This is a genomic window from Cellulophaga tyrosinoxydans, assembly GCF_900176415.1.
In the GTDB taxonomy this organism is placed as follows: Bacteria; Bacteroidota; Bacteroidia; order Flavobacteriales; family Flavobacteriaceae; genus Cellulophaga; species Cellulophaga tyrosinoxydans.
Window position 1 is genome coordinate 295,434 of record NZ_FWXO01000002.1, and the last position, 16,174, is coordinate 311,607.

Here is a 16,174-nt window from a genome sequence, read left to right on the forward strand (position 1 = left end):
TTTGTAAACTTAGATGCCTACTCTCCTAATGACCATGAAAGTTCAATATTAGAATCGGCTGGTGATACTCTTACATAGCCTTGCATTTCTTGGTGTAATGCAGAACAGAAATCTGTACAATAGAATGGCCACACCCCTACTTGCTTAGGCTCCCAAACCGATGTTTTTGTTTGCCCTGGCATTATTAATAATTCAGAAGTGTTTTGTCCAATTATTGAGAACCCATGAGGTACATCAAAATCTTGTTCGTGGTTTGTAATATGGAAATAAACCTTATCTCCAACCTTAACCCCCTCAATATTATCAGGAGTAAAGTGACTACGTATTGTGGTCATATAAATATGTACCTCTTTTCCAATACGTTCTACTCTAGCATCTGCACTTGTTAGGGTTGCATACTTATTTTTGTTATCAGCAAGTCTGTATATTTTTTGAGACTTTGGTGCTAATATTTCTGCAGGAATACCTGCCGCGTAGTGTGGTTCTCCATGCGTTGGGAAATCATAAATTAGTTCCATTTTTTCTCCTGTAATATCGTACAGCTGGGCAGAGTGTTCCATCTCCGGGCCTGTAGGGAGGTAACGATCTTTAGTAATCTTGTTCATAGCTACTACATATTTACCAAATGGTTTTCTTGAATTTCCTCCAGGTATCATCAAGTGACCAACAGAGTAAAATGTAGGCTTGCGATCTATTACTTCCCAAGTTCCTAATTTCCATTTTACAACTTCTGAAGAAATAAAGAAGGTAGTATATGCATTTCCTTTGTCATCAAATTCAGTATGAAGTGGGCCTAATCCACCACTTTTTACAGTACCTCCTAAAACATCTTCAAACTTTAAAATTGGAATTCCATAAGCTTCTCCATCGAACTTTTTACCTTCAATAGCAGCAATCATATTATCAAATGAATGCACAGTAAGATCTGCTGATAGCTTACCATTACCAATAATGTAATTTCCTGTTGGATCTACATCGCAACCATGAGGTGATTTTGGAGTAGGTAAAAAGTATACAGCTCCAGGTATTTTTGTTGGGTCTACAGTCAATACTTCTTTTACCATAGTAGTAGTACCTGTATGGCTCTCTTCATTATAAACATTATGTGCATAATTAGTAGGCATTTTAGTTCCTCCACCATTGTTTACATATTCTTCAATTTTCTTCCAGTTAATAGCTGCAATAAAATCTTTATCATTTTGTGAAGCATTTACTTCTAATAATGAATTAGCTTCCTCTGTATTATAGGTTGTAAAGAAGAACCATCCATGAGATTTTCCTCTTCCAGGATGAGAAAGATCATAATTAAATCCTGGCATTAAAATTTGAAATTTTATTGCCATATGGCCACTTGTTGGATCTACACTAATGAATGATAAAGCTCCTTTAAAATTACCTTTATACTCTTTAATAGGAATATCACGTTGTGGTACAGGCACTGCAAAACGAGTTCCTGCAACCACATATTCCGTATTTTCAGTTATGAATGATGAACTGTGGTTCCCTGCACTATTTGGAACCTCGATAATTTCTTCGGTTTCAAAAGTACTTAGGTTAATACGTGCAATTCTTGGTGTATTATTTCCATTTATAAATAACCATCTGCCATCTAATTCTCCATTAGTTTGTGAAATATCTGGGTGATGCGCATCATCCCAAGGTACAAAACCAAAAGAGGTATTCAACATAGGTTTTGTTTCCTCAGAATACCCATAACCAGACGTTGGAAACTGGGAGAAAACAGGAATTTCTTTAAACATTCTACCTGATGGTAAACCGTAAACTGTTACATTTCCGCTATAACCTCCAGACATAAAAGCATAGAATTCGTCGTGCTCGCCTGGAGCAACATACACTTTTTCTGCGTTACTCGAATTAAGTGCACCATTAGATGAACTTTTTCCGTTTTGATTACCACAACTAAAGAGTACCGTTGACCCCAAAAGTGCGATTAAATAATGCTTATAATTTTTCATTTGTATTAGTTTAATATTTGTTATTAGCTATTTATACTTTTACTCTGTTGGAGGTAGAATTACCTTATCAACTACATGCACAATACCGTTACCAGCAGGGATGCTTGCTATTATTTTAGCACCACCTATAAAGACATCATCGCCCTTTACTTCAACAGATGTATTTTGGTCATTTGCTTGTCCGAGCTTTTTAAAATTCTTCAAAAAATCTTTCGTATAATTACCTGCACTTACATGATGTTTAAGAATATTTGCCAAAGCCGCTTTATTCTCAGGTTTCAACAAGTTTTCAACAGTGCCAGCAGGTAAAGCATCAAAAGCCGCATTCGTTGGTGCAAAAACCGTTAATGGTCCAGCGTTAACCAATACGTTTTCCAAACTAGCTGCTTGTACTGCTGCCACTAATGTGGTATGATCAGGAGATCCAATGGCAATTTGTAAAACATTTGGTGTTGAACTTTCATCATTAATAAAAGCTTGTCCGCTTTCATGAGAATCAGCGCTAGGTGTTGAACTTTCTGCAGCATTGGTTATTGCTTCTTTCTTATTTTCATTTTTACAAGAACTAATTAACATCAATGTAAAAAGTGAGGCAAATACTAGTTTTAGGTGGGTTGTTTTCATAATCATATAGTTATAGGGTTCTAAAATATTCGAGTATGGATCTTGTTTGTTCAACAGTTAAATTTTGATTAGACATTGCTGCACCATTAAACTCAATTAACAAATCTTTAGCGCAACGATCCTGTTCTGTCATTAACTTTGGATCTAAAATCATATTCATAATCCACTCAGGACTTCTACGTTCTAAAATACCTTGTGGAGATGGTCCAATAAAACGCTTATCTAATTTATGACAAGCAGTACAATTTGTGTTGTACAATTCTGCTCCTGCTGCTGCCATTTCTTGGTTAATTTCTGCATCTAAGGTGATTGATTTAATCTGCCCTACTCCTTTGTCATCCAAAGTAATTCTTTGTGAAGCTGGAACTTCGTTACTTACTGGAGCAGTTTCGACAGTCTTTTCGCTTTCCTTATTACGATTTACACTAAACCCTTCTTTTTTTTCTTCTTTTCCTCCGCAGCTTAGTAAGGCTAAAGAAAAAAGTAATGCTAAACTCTTAAATGCTATTTTCATGATATTAGGTTGTTAAGATTAATACTCCAAAATTATGCGACTTTAAGTTGATGAAATATGATAAATGTCATATTAAAGGATAAAAAAGTCTTTTTATCTTTATATTTGTTTAAAATATACGTTATGCTATCTATTTCAACTAAATATGCCATAAAAGCGGTTTTATATTTGGCAGTAAATTCAACTGTAGACAAAAAAATATTGGCTAAAGAAATTAGTGCTCCTACAGGAGTACCAAAAGCCTATTTATCTAAAATTTTGCAAGAGCTTTCTAGGCATGATATTATCTCATCTGTAAAAGGTCCGAATGGAGGTTTTTACTTAACAGCAGAAAACCAACAGACTTCATTAATTAAAATAGTAGATTTAATTGATGGTGAACATAGATTAAAATCATGTATTTTAAGTATTCAAAATTGCAATTCTGATCATCCCTGTCCATTACATAACATGGTTGGTAATACCAAGTCTCGATTTATTTCTAAACTAGAAACCACAAGTATTCATGATTTGGTGAACGATATAAAAATTGGAAAATCCAATTTGCCCCTATAAAAAAAAGGCTGCCCAATTGGGCAGCCTTTAAAGAAAACTTTGTTTTTCTTTTTAGAACTCTATCTCAAGATATAAACTACTACTTAAATTTGTTTCCGTAATATCTTCACCTTTTAAAACATCACCAGATTCATTTAGTAATTTTAAATTTAATTTCCAGTAACCAGTCATTGTTAATGCTAATTTTCCTTCGTACATTTTTTCAGTAGTATTATAGGTTAAATCTACGTTGTTTGGTGAACTATGATTGCCCATGCTTGGCATACGTGGATCTAAAGCTATAGTTTGATTTATTACTGGTGAAAACACCATCATGCTTTCCATTTTATACAATAGTGCAGAAAAATCATTCACCGCTACCTTAGGCTCCAAAGGCATCATAGCAAGTATATAACGTGCATTGTCTGAACCAGTAAACACAGAAACTCTTTGCATACCATCAAGAGGGGCTTTAACCTCAATCTGCTCAGTTACTGTATAACTCTCACCATTTACAGTATAATTAATAGTTAAATCCCAATATTCGGTATCATTACCTGGCATTTGAAAAATGATAAAACCTGAGTAAACCGATGCATCATCAGTTTTAGAAACTTCAGATTTTGGACAAGAATGCATCATACTAGTCATATGCATTACAGGATTCCATGAGATAGTAGCATCAGAAATATACATATCTGAAGCATCCTTAATACGTATAAAAAGTTCATTATAACCTACTGTAAATTGGCTTTGAGCAGAATACAATTCTAATGTATGAGTATTAGCTTGTAGGCTAGTTAGCATATTTAATTCAGTAAGTGGATCAATTTCATTATTTTCATCATTATCGGAACAAGAAGTTAATGAAATTGAAATAAGAAAAATGGATATAATTGTTTTTATTGTTTTCATGATGTATTGTTTATTAAAATTTATTAATTGATTGTGTAAGAACAGGTTAAGAATATATTTCTCCCCATTCGAGGTATATTTTTCCAATCTGCATACGTGGAATAGTTGGTGTCAAAAATGTTCTCAACACCTGTTTTTAAGTATAATGAATTGTCTGAAATTGATAGGGTTTTCCCTAATGATACTGAAAATATAGTGTAGGCCTTTGTACGGTCTTCGCCATAACTTGGATTAAAATTAACCTGCTCTGCAGCTCCATTCATAGCTATGTTTCCTGAAAAACTTCCTTTAACATATTGGACTGAAGATCTATAGGCAAATGGACTAATAAAGGGAAGATTAATATTATCCTGATCTTGACCTCGATGGTAAGATATAAATCCGTTCCAAGAAAAACCTGGTGTAATTTGGTACGTGCCATCTACTGATACATTGTACAGGTTAGCATACTCCAAATTCTTATAAATCTTAACACCATCGGCTCCAATGGTCATAACACTTAAATCTGGACTTACCTCACCAATGATATAATCCATTGTATGAAAATAATTGCCTTCTAGGTTTAACTTAAAGTTTTTAAAAGGAAACAAAAACGAAACATTACCCTCAAGAGATTTTTCGTTCTCCAAATTAGGATCACCAATATAGTCATGATTATCAAAGCTATTGAACAAATAAAAGCCAAAACCCTCAGAGACAGAAGGTGCACGATCTCCGTAAGACAAACCTAATTTTACATCTGCCTTGGCCATTTTTGTAGCATACAACGATGAAAAACTTTTCAAAAACCGAGTTTGACGCTGCGGCATTGTTGGATAAAAAATTCGTAAACTATTTAACCCAAATTCATCTGCAATAGTAAAACCTTGAACTGTAATTCTAGAAGAAATTTTAAGTGTTCCCTCATTTAAATCAAAAATATCTTCTGCATACAAACCGGAGTTAAGGGTTCTAACATCTGGCCATGTTAACATAAACATTTCATTTTCATTAGGGTCATTTGGGTACATCGTCATTTCGGCAAGAGACCGATTATAAAATCCGTCTATTTTAAACAAAAATGCATGCTTCTCCAGTTTTAATTTTGCTTGTGAATAATAACCATAGGTATCACTCCATCCAGGCATGTCCATTCTAATAGGCACATCTGGTCGCTTGCTATCATCCATAATATGCGTTATGGAATTGGCATAAACTTTAGAATCCCAATCGGATAATGCCCCAATAAATTTAGGCTGAATATAACTAACAGAACCAATAAATGCTCTAGCTAATGAAACATCCATAGGTAAAGCTGGATAACCAACATCACGAGCTTCATCAAAAATAAAGCTAGCCAGTAGTTTTTTATCGTTATCAATTTTGAAACCAGCGTTTGTAGATAAATTATACTTCTCGAACTGAGAATAATTAACCTCTTCTCCTCCACCAGCTACATAATTATCTGCTTTACGAAAAATCACATCTGAATCTATATAAAAATTATCATTGGAATAATTCAATTCTCCGCCAATAATTCTAGACGCATTGTTAGATTCAAAGCCTGTTTCAAAAGAACCTACCCATCCGGTTGGTTTAAAATTACTCTTCTCTAAACGAAGATCAATTGAGCCTCCAATTGTTGCACCATGCTCCGCTCCTTGTTGTCCACTTGCTACATGGATGTCATTTAAATTAGAAACATCTACATAAGAAGTTATTGGATCCATTTTATCAGTACATGCTCCAAAAATGCGCATACCATCTATGCTTACGGTTAAGCGTTCCGAACTCATATCGTTCAAAACGGGTTCCCATGCATAAGCACCTCTCTTTATCATATTTAGCTTTTTTGAAGACTCTAAATACTCATCTAAAGTAGAAAGTGGTTTATTTTGTGCTCTATGTTCTAAGGCATTTTTGTAGTTAGCAATAACAATAACTTCATCTAGATTTACAGGAAGTATAGTGTCATTTACAATAATTACTGCTTGCTCTTGAGCTAATACATTCAGCTGAAATGCAATTACAAAAATAGTGGATAATAATAGTGCTTTGGTTTTTAGGCATATCCTATTTTTAGGATATGACCTAACATCAAATTCTGTTTTCATCTGTTGTTTTTTAACAAATATTAAAATATAGGGTATTCTCTAACTTAGAGCCAATTAGTCTAGTTAGATAAATACATTGAAAAAAAAACTAGATGAATTCTGGAGGGTTTGAAACGTCTTGAGTAAAAAGACCGGATATAAAAACTACAGGTACTTTAAATATTTTGGTGTCACCATTAACTAATGGTGAAGCTAAATTATAATCAGAATTTATTTGATAGAAAACAATATTCTGAATTTCGGAGCTAGATTGTTTTTTACCAAAAGGGTTTTCTTTTTGCTGCTCTGTCTCTTGAGCCAATTTTGTCATTAAATAACATTTACCATTACATTGTAGTTCTGGTTTATCTTTATTTTCGCATAGGACATTAACTATGTAATCATAATTTACAACATACTCTACTACGGGCCAAAATGGCTTAAACAGCATGGTAATTGTTAGTATTATGACTATAAAATTTTTCATCTCGGCAAAGATAAATACTTAATTAAATTTAATAGATGATAATTGTCAGAAAATGAGTTAACACTTATCATGATAAAAAAATAAATTCTTCTACAGAGATGGTGCATAGTACTATTTTAATAAACGAAAATTATTTTGCTCCTCTGGGGTAGTTTTTCGGTTATACGTACTATCAAATCTTGGGTCAGAAATATAAACCATACGTTCTTGCATGGTAACTTCTATACTTAAAAAATCGAATTCAGAAACTACTTTGCCAGTAATGCGATAAATACCTTTGCCTCTAAAAGGATATTTTGCAGCTACAGGTGGAAAATGTACGGTATCTATCCAATGTCCGTTTTGATCTAAAAAAGTGCCAAAATACATCCGATCTCCTTTTGATGTTCCTGTATTTTTAACAGTAACCAAGTACCCATAAATTACAATGGTCTTATGAAGATACTTACCAAGATCATTACTAGTAATTGTGCTTGTAGGAGGTTTTTGAAGCAACATAAAAGAATCATACAAAGTAAAACCTAATAACTCTAGTTGATCAAACGCATTTTCTAAATCGGTAATTGTAAACTTAGGCAACTCAAAATGTTTGGTTTTTACTTTAAATAATTGTTGCTGCAATTCATGCACAGGCACATGATTATTTTTATAATGTGCCTGCCACAATAAACTTCTTTTATCTATTTGTAAAGAACGGAACGCATCTATCCGTATTAAAATATCTAATTGTTCTATTGAGAGTGCTGCTCGAGTAGTAAAATCATCAAAAGAAGTGAATTTTCCGTTTAAACGTGCCTTGCCAATTTTAAGCATGGTGTACTTTTCAAGTCCTTGTAAATGTTGAAAGCCTAGATAAATTTCTTTACCACGAATTATAGTTTCAATACTACTGGTATTTATACATGGCGGATGCACTAATGCGCCGTTCATTTTAGCTTCATGCACATAGGTTTCAATGTTATAAAATCCGCCACCATTATTAATAGTAGCCACCATATATTCTAATGGATAATAACATTTTAAAAACAGACTTTGGTATGATTCTACGGCATAAGAAGCAGAATGCCCTTTGGCAAATGCATAACCAGCGAAGCTTTCTATTTGTCGCCAAACCTCAAAAATAACGTCATCTGGTTCTCCTTTTTTTCTACAATTAGCAACAAATTTATCTTTCACTGCCTGAAACTCTTCACGAGAACGGTACTTACCACTCATTCCTCTTCGTAATACATCTGCTTCTCCTAAATCTAAATCAGCATAATGGTGCGCCACTTTTATCACATCTTCTTGGTATACCATAACGCCATAGGTATCTGGCATTATACTCCATAATACTGGGTGTGCTTCTTTTCTGCGTTCTGGATTTTTATGTCGTAAAATATATTCTCGCATCATGCCACTTTTTGCCACTCCAGGGCGTATTATAGAACTTGCCGCCACCAAGGTTAAATAATCACTTACGCCTAGTTTTTTTAGCAACATTCGCATAGCCGGTGATTCTACATAAAAGCAACCTATACATTCCGCTTGCTCAATCATGGCATTAATCTTAGCATCTTTAAAAAAAGGCTTTGCATTATGAATATCTGGCAGCACTACACTTGGATGATTTTCTTTAACAATCGTAATTGCATCTTTTATTTTTCCTAAACCACGCTGACCTAAAATATCGAACTTATGCAAACCCACATCTTCAGCAATATGCATATCAAACTGTACCGTTGGGAAACCCTTTGGCGGTACATGTGTTGCCGAATAATAATGTATTGGTTTTTCTGAAATAAGAATCCCAGCTGCGTGAATACTCAAATAATTAGGTTTTCCATTTAAATAGGATGCATAACGCAAAACCAAAACCGAGAGTTCATCTAATTCACTTATAACATATTTTCCATCACTGAGCTTATCTATTTCATGCTTTGGTAGTCCGAATACTTTTCCCAACTCCCGCACTGCTCCACTGTGCTTAAAAGTTACATAAGCCCCCAAAAGTGCCACTTGGTTGTTCGTACTAAATTCTTCAAAAATAAAACGCGTAACATCTTCACGATCCCATGTAGAAAAATCAATATCAAAATCCGGTGGACTAGCGCGGTATAAGTTCATAAAGCGTTCAAAATATAAATCCAATTCTATAGGATCTACATCGGTAATTTCGAGCAAATAAGCCACAATACTATTAGCACCACTACCACGACCTACATGGTAATAGTCTTTAGATTTTGCGTATTGTATAATCTTCCAATTAATTAAAAAGAAGCTGACGAAATTCTGTTGCTTTATAAGCGCAAGTTCTTTTTCTAAACGCTGTTTTATAGCTGGAGTAATACAATCATAGCGTTTGGGTAAGCCAATTTCGCAAAGTGCTATTAATTTTTTGTAATCTTCATCTAGACTACCAAAAACACACTTTAAATTCTGACTTTCTTTTGTTTTAGTAAAATTGAATTCTATACTACACTGCAACAACAATGACTTTGTGTTCTCTAAAATATACGGATACTCTTCAAATGCTTTTTCGATAAATTCTACCGGAATCATTTTACAGTCAGGACTGCCTTGTTGTGTTTCCGGAAGCTTACTTAACAACATATTAGTATCTATAGCCCGTAAAAGCCGGTGGATATTAAAATGGCGCTTATTACGAAAAGTAACAGTGTGTAGCACAACTAACTTATGGGTAAAACTGCTTAATTTTGAGAAACGTAATTTATGAATATCCGTAAGTTTTACACCTATAAATTCATGTTCTAAAAAAGTTGTTTTTTCTAGAAGAAGAATTTTTTCAAAAGGATAAATAATAATACAATTTTCAAGTAGTGGTGCGTTTTCTGGAAAGTCTTTTTTGTTATGTAAATATTCAGATAGAAAATTATTTAGCACTAAAAAACCATCATTATTTTTTGCTAAACCTACATAACATTGATCAGCACCATTCCTGAAATCTATTCCAATACTAGGAGTAATACCATAATCAGGAGCTTTTCTTATAAAATTTAAACACCCAGAGGTGTTATTAATATCGGTAAGTGCAAAATGTGTACAACCATGCTGTTGCGCTATCTCTAAAAGCTCTATTTCAGATAACGTTCCATAGCGTAAACTATAATATGAATGGTTGTTTAAGTACATTTTTGCGTTGTATTAACTAAGTATTATTGGTGCCTGTGCGCCAAAACAATAGGTGGTTCTCCGTTAAAAGGATTGGTAAAGTTGCCAATGGTACGCGCACTATCCCCTAGAGTTATAGCACGCATAACACTCCTATCGCCATATTTAACACGTATAGCATCCATGGCTTTATACAAATTCACGGTTTTGTTCTCATCATCAAATAAATTAATCTGGTAGGTACCTGCGGTTAAAGCACTATAACGCACCCCAACAAGACGTATTAACATGCGCCTATTGTATAATTTTTCAAAAAGCTCCAATACTACAGGGATTAAATGATGGTCTGCAGAGGTATATGGAATTTTGATTTGCTTGGAGTAGGTCTGAAAATCTGAATACCTAATTTTCACAGTCACACAAGAAGTAAGCTTTCCTCCTCTTCTAAGCTGAAATGCTAAATTTTCAGCCATAGCAACAATGGTGGTTTTCAACGCCACAACATCGGTAGTATCTTGTCCATAGGTACGCTCGCTAGAGATTGATTTACGTTCGTGGTAAGCCACTAGGGGCGTATTGTCAATACCGTTAGCACGTTGCCATATTACTTGTCCGTTTTTACCAAATACCGATGTCATCATTTCTAATGGCATCTGCTGTACGGTATGAATGTTCTTAACGCCCATATTGCAGAAAATTCTATATGTCTTTTCTCCAACTAGTGGAATTTTCTTTATGGATAAAGGGGCTAAAAATGGTTTTTCATACCCAATATCAATCATTAGTTGATTATTAGGTTTCGCTTCGTTGGTGGCTACTTTAGAAACTGTTTTGTTTATAGAAAGACCAATAGATATTGGTAATCCAGACTCGCGAAATACTTTGTTTCTGAGTTCAGAAGAAAATTTATAGCAACCAAAAAACCGATCCATTCCTGTAAGGTCTGCATAGAACTCGTCTACACTAGACTTTTCTAAAAGTGGCACTTCACTTTGAAGAATCTCTGTTACTTGTTTTGAAAAATTCGTATAGGTACCTGCATTGCCTCTAATATATATGGCATGAGGACAAAGTTGCCGTGCCATTTTCATGGGCATACCAGAATGCACCCCATAGGCACGTGTTTCGTAGCTAGCAGCACTCACCACTCCTCTATCCCCAGTACCGCCAACTATGATAGCTTTGTTTTTTAAACTACTATCAAGCAAGCGCTCGCAGGAAACAAAAAATGTATCTAAATCTAGATGCAATATGGTGCGGTTCATTATTATTTGGATTTAATCCAAAATTATGGAATATTTCCATATTAAAAAACATAATGTTACTATCATTTTATTGAAATAGCATTAGCCAAATTATATTGTACTAAAGAATAGAATAGGAATAGGTAATGAAAAGAATAATTTTAGAAAATACCCTTGATTTTCAAAACAGAAGGAATCCAAATCATAAGAGAAGAAAAGAAAATACCTATTGTGTTTGCTAGAAAGGCTTTTTTACGTTCAATTTTAAAAAGGTATGTAGCAATACTACCAGCATAAACACCTGTTCCTGGCAAAGGCAACATCACAAAAAACATAAGTCCCCAAAAACCATATTTTTTAATTTTATCACCAGAACCAACTTTAGCTTTTCGGGCAACATAAATTGCAGATTTTTTGTAAAAATTCCATCGTAGAAAATAATGGTTTACTTTATCTAAGAAAAACATCATTAAAGGAAAAACAAGTACGTTAGCTATAAAACAAAATAGGAAAACTAAATAGATATTTAATCCTTTCAATAAACCAAAAGGAATACCCAGTTTAGCTTCTCCCAAAGGAGAGATACTCCATAATATTGCAATTATAAAATCTGTAACCACTTTTTTTTTGCAAAAGTAGTATTACCAAAATTATAAAGCATCAATTGGAATCATAAAAAATAACTAAATCTTATAAATAGTATTTAGTACTGTTCGCTTATATAAGGTATTTTTGTAAAAAATTAAATTTCAATGTTTCATATTTTCAGTAAAAAACATTTTCTAGTAGACCTACTAAACGGTTTTGTTGATATTCACAATCATATTCTCCCAGGTATAGACGATGGAGCAAAAACAGTAGAAGATTCTATTAGTTTAATTAAAGCTTTTTCCGAAATAGGTATTGAAAAATTTATAGCTACACCACATATTATGGATAATTATTATCCAAACAATTTTCAAACTATAAACCAATCATTAATTCAAGTGAAAAATGAATTAATTAAAGAAGAAATGACACAGGTTTCAATAGAAGCTGCCGCCGAACATATGATAGATGGTAATTTTGAAAATATTTTAGATAGATCAGAGATAATGCCTATTCAAAAAAATTACTTGCTTGTAGAAATGTCTTATTTACAACCTTCACTAAATTTTGACACCGCTATAGAAAAAATAGGTTCTGCGAGATACTTTCCCATATTTGCTCATCCAGAACGTTATAACTACTTACATAATACCAACAAATATGATAAGTATAAACAAACAGGCATATTGTTTCAACTAAACATATTATCCTTAGGAGGGTATTATGGTGATAGTGTAAAGCGTTGTGCAAACAAGTTATTGGAGGAAGGTAAAATTGATTTTTTAGCTTCAGATGTACATCACCTGAATCACCTTGAAGAACTTAAAAAAATTCAACTCAAACAAAAAACAATTGATAGGCTAATTCCTATAATAGACAAGACTATTTACAACTTTAGTTAAGCCCAAAATTTCCACCATTTTTTCACTTCTGCTGAATAACCATAACCATATTTACCACCGTATCCTAAATCTGTATTTTTAACATCATTAACAACAAAAGATAATTCTTTTAATTTGCCTTCTTTTACAAGATTCAATGGGTAATCAATTACTTTTTGTTCTGTTACACCAGCTCTCACAACATATACAATTTGACTAGCATATTCACTTATGAGCACGGTATCTGTGACTACTAATAATGGCGCTGTATCTACAATTACATAATCATATTTTTCTGAAGCCTCATCCAATAAAGTCTTCATACGATCACTCATTAATAATTCCGAAGGGTTTGGCGGAATTTTTCCTGAATAAATAATATCAATAGCATTTGAACCACTTACTATTTTCTCGGTAATTTCATTAAGCTCAGTTGCAGAATCATATAAAAATTCGGTTAAACCTATAGAGTTACCTCTAACAGCATTTCCTTTTTGATCTACACTATTATTATTAAAAAAAGTATATAATTTAGGATTTCTAATATCTGCACCGATTAGCAAAGTTTTCTTTCCTGTATTCGAAAATATCATTGCTAAATTAGAAGCTAAAAATGTTTTTCCCTCTCCAGAAACACTTGAAGTAACATATATAATATTATTCTTGCCTTTACTTTTCTTAGATTTAATAACATAATCTAAATTGGTTCTTAATATTCTTAGTGATTCTGCAAGTATGGAACGATCATTGTCTAAAATAAGCTTTGATTCTTTTTTGCCTAAATGAGGAATTTCTGCTAAAACGGGTATGTTTTTTGCAATTTTTTCTAATCCAATTTTATTATGAACTTTATTATCCAATAAATCTTTTGCGTAGATTATAGAAAACGGAATTATAAGCCCCATAATTAAAGAAGCTAATAAAACAACATTTCGCTTTGGAGAAACTGGAAAACGACTAGAGGCATAAGCAGCATCAATTACTTTAGATTTTGCCGCTGCAGAGGCATAAGCAATTTGTGATTCCTCTCTTTTCTGCAGTAAATACAAGTATAAAGATTCAGTGGTTTGCTGTTTTCTTGTAATATCTCTTAAAGCCTGTTGATTTTTTGGAGCTGAATATAAACTAGAATTTATTCTGGATTGTTGCCCGGCTAAACTATTTAGTTTTAAACTCAAGTTTTCAGTCATTCCACTTAAACTTGATTTGATAGTACTTCTCAAACCAGAGATTTGCTGATCTAAAGATACAATTATCGGGTTTTTTTCATTAGAACTTTCAAGTAATCGCTTACGCTCTGCTACTAATTGATTATAAGTTGCAGTATTACTAGTAATAGATTGGTCCGCCAACCCTATGTTTGATGGCAATAGCTGATATCCATTTTGGTTATCAACCTCTTGCCTCATAGCGTCCGCCACCATTAATTGATATCTTGCATCTTCTAACTCTTGTTGATTAGATGCCCCTGCGCTTAAATTAATATTGGTTTGAGATCCGATATCCGATATCCCCTTATTGGTCATGAAATCAACAGCATTTTGATCTACCGAAGATAAATTAGATGCAATTTGAGTTATTCTATCATTAATAAAATCAGAGGTTTTGTCAGCTACAGATTTTCTATCGGCAACTCCATTGGCATTATAATTTTTCACCAACTCATTTATAATATCAATAGCTTTATTTTGTATCGGGTCTGTTAATTTAATAGTAACAATATTCGATAATTTATCTAATTGATTAATTTTTATCTTGCTTTGATAATATTGAGCTACCTCGCCTACTGGATTTATACTAATTTGAAATTTTTTGCCCTTGTAAGCCTTTACATTAGTACTTGTCGGAGTTATTATAATATCTCCTGCTGGTGTTTTAAAATTTTTACCAAAGGATAATACTTTCACAGGCACATCTTCATCTTCTGTATAGCCAAATGTGGTCTCTGAAGAATACGTTATAAAAAAACTAAACTTAGAGTTATTGATAGTGGAATCCGCAGCTAAAAAATTAATCTTAAATGGCCTTGGCTGTGCATATAGTTCCGAACTCATAATATTACCAATTGCAGTAGTGGTAATATTTAATTTTAATTTTTTCACAACTTCTATTAAATTGGAACGAGATTTTATCATCTCTATTTCATCAAGCACTTCATTGCCGCTTTGAGAAAATATATCCAAATCTTTAAAAACACTTAATTCTGAGGCTGCACCATCTTCTTCTATAATTTGTATTTTAGCTTCTGCTGCATATTGAGGAGTGGTATAGCGTAAATATATTAATGCAAGTCCAATGGAAATAATCGCAGCTAACAAAAACCAAATCCAATGTTTTAAGTACGTTTGAAGGACAGTCTTAATATCCATATTATTTGCATTTGGAGAAATTCCAGAATTCAAGCTCATTTGAAAAATATTATTTAACTGAAACTATTAATTTCTTGTAAGGATCAGAATTGTAGATGAAATTAAAATTGAAGCTATTGATACCATTAATGTAGCTCTATTATCTAATGAAGAATTGGTAATTGCAGACTTATTAGGCTCTACATAAACCACATCATTTTGTGTTAAATAATAAACGGGAGATTTCATAGCTTCTTTACTTGTTAAATCTATTCTATGATGTACAAATGTTCCATTAAAATCACGAATTACTAAAATATTATTACGTATACCTTTTATATTTAAATCGCCTGCAAGGCCAATTGCTTCAAGAATTGTAATTTGTTCCCCATTAACAGGATATGTTCCTGGTCTATTCACTTCTCCCAAAACAGAAATAGTAAAGTTTTTTAAACGTATGTTAATTATAGGATCTTTTAAATAATCGGACAATTTTTGAGTCAATAATTCGCGCACCTCCTCTGATGATAATCCTGCAATTTTAATTTTACCAATAACCGGAAAGTCTATGCTTCCACTTTCGTCTATTATATAATCTACTTGTTCTTGCATTCCCCCTCCACCGGATTCTCTGCCACCTCTAAATAGATTAAAAGGCGCACTTGCCTCAGGATTTAAGGTAGATACAAATATACTAACCACGTCATCTACTTTAAATTTAGAAATAAATGGTGTTTGATCTACTATGGTCTCATAAGCACCAACATCTTGAAAATAAACTACTTTCTTTTTTGATCCACAAGAGGTTAAAAATATTGTAGCTGATAGGAGTAATAATATTAAATTAAGCTTTCGGTTAGTGTTGAACATATAATTAGTT

General features: G+C 33.1%; 13 protein-coding genes. 2 read left to right on the forward strand and 11 right to left on the reverse strand.

The window, feature by feature from the left end:
* Nucleotides 1–17: 17 nt before the first annotated feature.
* The 3 genes from nosZ to B8963_RS08390 are packed head-to-tail and all read right to left on the reverse strand — an operon-like array spanning nt 18 to nt 3,114.
* Nucleotides 18–1,976, reverse strand: a complete 1,959-nt coding sequence (gene nosZ, locus B8963_RS08380) for a Sec-dependent nitrous-oxide reductase (RefSeq protein ID WP_084061063.1) — start codon at nt 1,974–1,976, stop codon at nt 18–20.
* 39 nt (nt 1,977–2,015) lie between these two features.
* On the reverse strand, nt 2,016–2,600 hold the full coding sequence (locus B8963_RS08385) for a fasciclin domain-containing protein (RefSeq protein WP_084061064.1): 585 nt from the start codon (nt 2,598–2,600) through the stop codon (nt 2,016–2,018).
* 10 nt (nt 2,601–2,610) lie between these two features.
* Entirely contained in the window at nt 2,611–3,114 is a 504-nt protein-coding gene (locus tag B8963_RS08390; RefSeq protein WP_084061065.1) for a c-type cytochrome, read from the reverse strand.
* 123 nt (nt 3,115–3,237) lie between these two features.
* Between B8963_RS08390 and B8963_RS08395 the strand changes: the two genes are divergently transcribed.
* A complete protein-coding gene (locus tag B8963_RS08395; RefSeq protein WP_084061066.1) occupies nt 3,238–3,669 on the forward strand; it encodes an RrF2 family transcriptional regulator in 432 nt (143 codons plus the stop codon).
* Between the two features lie 51 nt (nt 3,670–3,720).
* Here the strand turns inward: B8963_RS08395 and B8963_RS08400 are convergent, their stop codons facing one another.
* The 6 genes from B8963_RS08400 to B8963_RS08425 form a co-directional block, all read right to left on the reverse strand.
* Complete coding sequence (locus B8963_RS08400; protein WP_084061067.1) at nt 3,721–4,563, reverse strand: hypothetical protein; 843 nt, start codon at nt 4,561–4,563, stop codon at nt 3,721–3,723.
* 23 nt (nt 4,564–4,586) lie between these two features.
* On the reverse strand, nt 4,587–6,656 hold the full coding sequence (locus B8963_RS08405) for a TonB-dependent receptor (protein ID WP_143312493.1): 2,070 nt from the start codon (nt 6,654–6,656) through the stop codon (nt 4,587–4,589).
* 88 nt (nt 6,657–6,744) lie between these two features.
* Entirely contained in the window at nt 6,745–7,122 is a 378-nt protein-coding gene (locus B8963_RS15860; RefSeq protein WP_143312494.1) for a hypothetical protein, read from the reverse strand.
* Between the two features lie 111 nt (nt 7,123–7,233).
* Nucleotides 7,234–10,254 carry a DNA polymerase III subunit alpha gene (locus tag B8963_RS08415; protein ID WP_084061068.1) on the reverse strand — a complete coding sequence of 1,007 codons (3,021 nt, stop codon included), beginning with the start codon at nt 10,252–10,254 and terminating at the stop codon, nt 7,234–7,236.
* Nucleotides 10,255–10,277: 23 nt separating this feature from the next.
* The gene (dinB, locus tag B8963_RS08420; RefSeq protein ID WP_084061069.1) at nt 10,278–11,498 is read right to left on the reverse strand and encodes a DNA polymerase IV; all 1,221 of its coding nucleotides are present in this window, start codon (nt 11,496–11,498) and stop codon (nt 10,278–10,280) included.
* Between the two features lie 140 nt (nt 11,499–11,638).
* Nucleotides 11,639–12,097 carry a COG2426 family protein gene (locus tag B8963_RS08425; RefSeq protein WP_084061070.1) on the reverse strand — a complete coding sequence of 153 codons (459 nt, stop codon included), beginning with the start codon at nt 12,095–12,097 and terminating at the stop codon, nt 11,639–11,641.
* A 132-nt stretch (nt 12,098–12,229) separates the two neighbouring features.
* On the opposite strand from B8963_RS08425, the gene B8963_RS08430 reads away from it, so the two are divergent.
* Nucleotides 12,230–12,967: a tyrosine-protein phosphatase gene (locus B8963_RS08430; protein WP_084061071.1), complete on the forward strand. Its 738-nt coding sequence runs from the start codon at nt 12,230–12,232 to the stop codon at nt 12,965–12,967.
* On the opposite strand, the gene B8963_RS08435 is transcribed toward B8963_RS08430, so the two are convergent.
* Nucleotides 12,964–15,354, reverse strand: a complete 2,391-nt coding sequence (locus B8963_RS08435) for a GumC family protein (protein WP_084061072.1) — start codon at nt 15,352–15,354, stop codon at nt 12,964–12,966. The two genes, B8963_RS08430 and B8963_RS08435, sit on opposite strands and share 4 nt — an antisense overlap.
* A 27-nt stretch (nt 15,355–15,381) precedes the next feature.
* Nucleotides 15,382–16,164, reverse strand: a complete 783-nt coding sequence (locus B8963_RS08440) for a polysaccharide biosynthesis/export family protein (RefSeq protein WP_084061073.1) — start codon at nt 16,162–16,164, stop codon at nt 15,382–15,384.
* Nucleotides 16,165–16,174: the final 10 nt, after the last annotated feature.

Bases quoted from the DNA above. Each gene is read 5' to 3' on its own strand.
- nosZ (WP_084061063.1), bottom strand. From the start codon at position 1,976: ATGAAAAATTATAAGCATTATTTAATCGCACTTTTGGGGTCAACGGTA.
- B8963_RS08385 (WP_084061064.1), bottom strand. From the start codon at position 2,600: ATGAAAACAACCCACCTAAAACTAGTATTTGCCTCACTTTTTACATTG.
- B8963_RS08390 (WP_084061065.1), bottom strand. From the start codon at position 3,114: ATGAAAATAGCATTTAAGAGTTTAGCATTACTTTTTTCTTTAGCCTTA.
- B8963_RS08395 (WP_084061066.1), top strand. From the start codon at position 3,238: ATGCTATCTATTTCAACTAAATATGCCATAAAAGCGGTTTTATATTTG.
- B8963_RS08400 (WP_084061067.1), bottom strand. From the start codon at position 4,563: ATGAAAACAATAAAAACAATTATATCCATTTTTCTTATTTCAATTTCA.
- B8963_RS08405 (WP_143312493.1), bottom strand. From the start codon at position 6,656: ATGAAAACAGAATTTGATGTTAGGTCATATCCTAAAAATAGGATATGC.
- B8963_RS15860 (WP_143312494.1), bottom strand. From the start codon at position 7,122: ATGAAAAATTTTATAGTCATAATACTAACAATTACCATGCTGTTTAAG.
- B8963_RS08415 (WP_084061068.1), bottom strand. From the start codon at position 10,254: ATGTACTTAAACAACCATTCATATTATAGTTTACGCTATGGAACGTTA.
- dinB (WP_084061069.1), bottom strand. From the start codon at position 11,498: ATGAACCGCACCATATTGCATCTAGATTTAGATACATTTTTTGTTTCC.
- B8963_RS08430 (WP_084061071.1), top strand. From the start codon at position 12,230: ATGTTTCATATTTTCAGTAAAAAACATTTTCTAGTAGACCTACTAAAC.
- B8963_RS08435 (WP_084061072.1), bottom strand. From the start codon at position 15,354: ATGAGCTTGAATTCTGGAATTTCTCCAAATGCAAATAATATGGATATT.
- B8963_RS08440 (WP_084061073.1), bottom strand. From the start codon at position 16,164: ATGTTCAACACTAACCGAAAGCTTAATTTAATATTATTACTCCTATCA.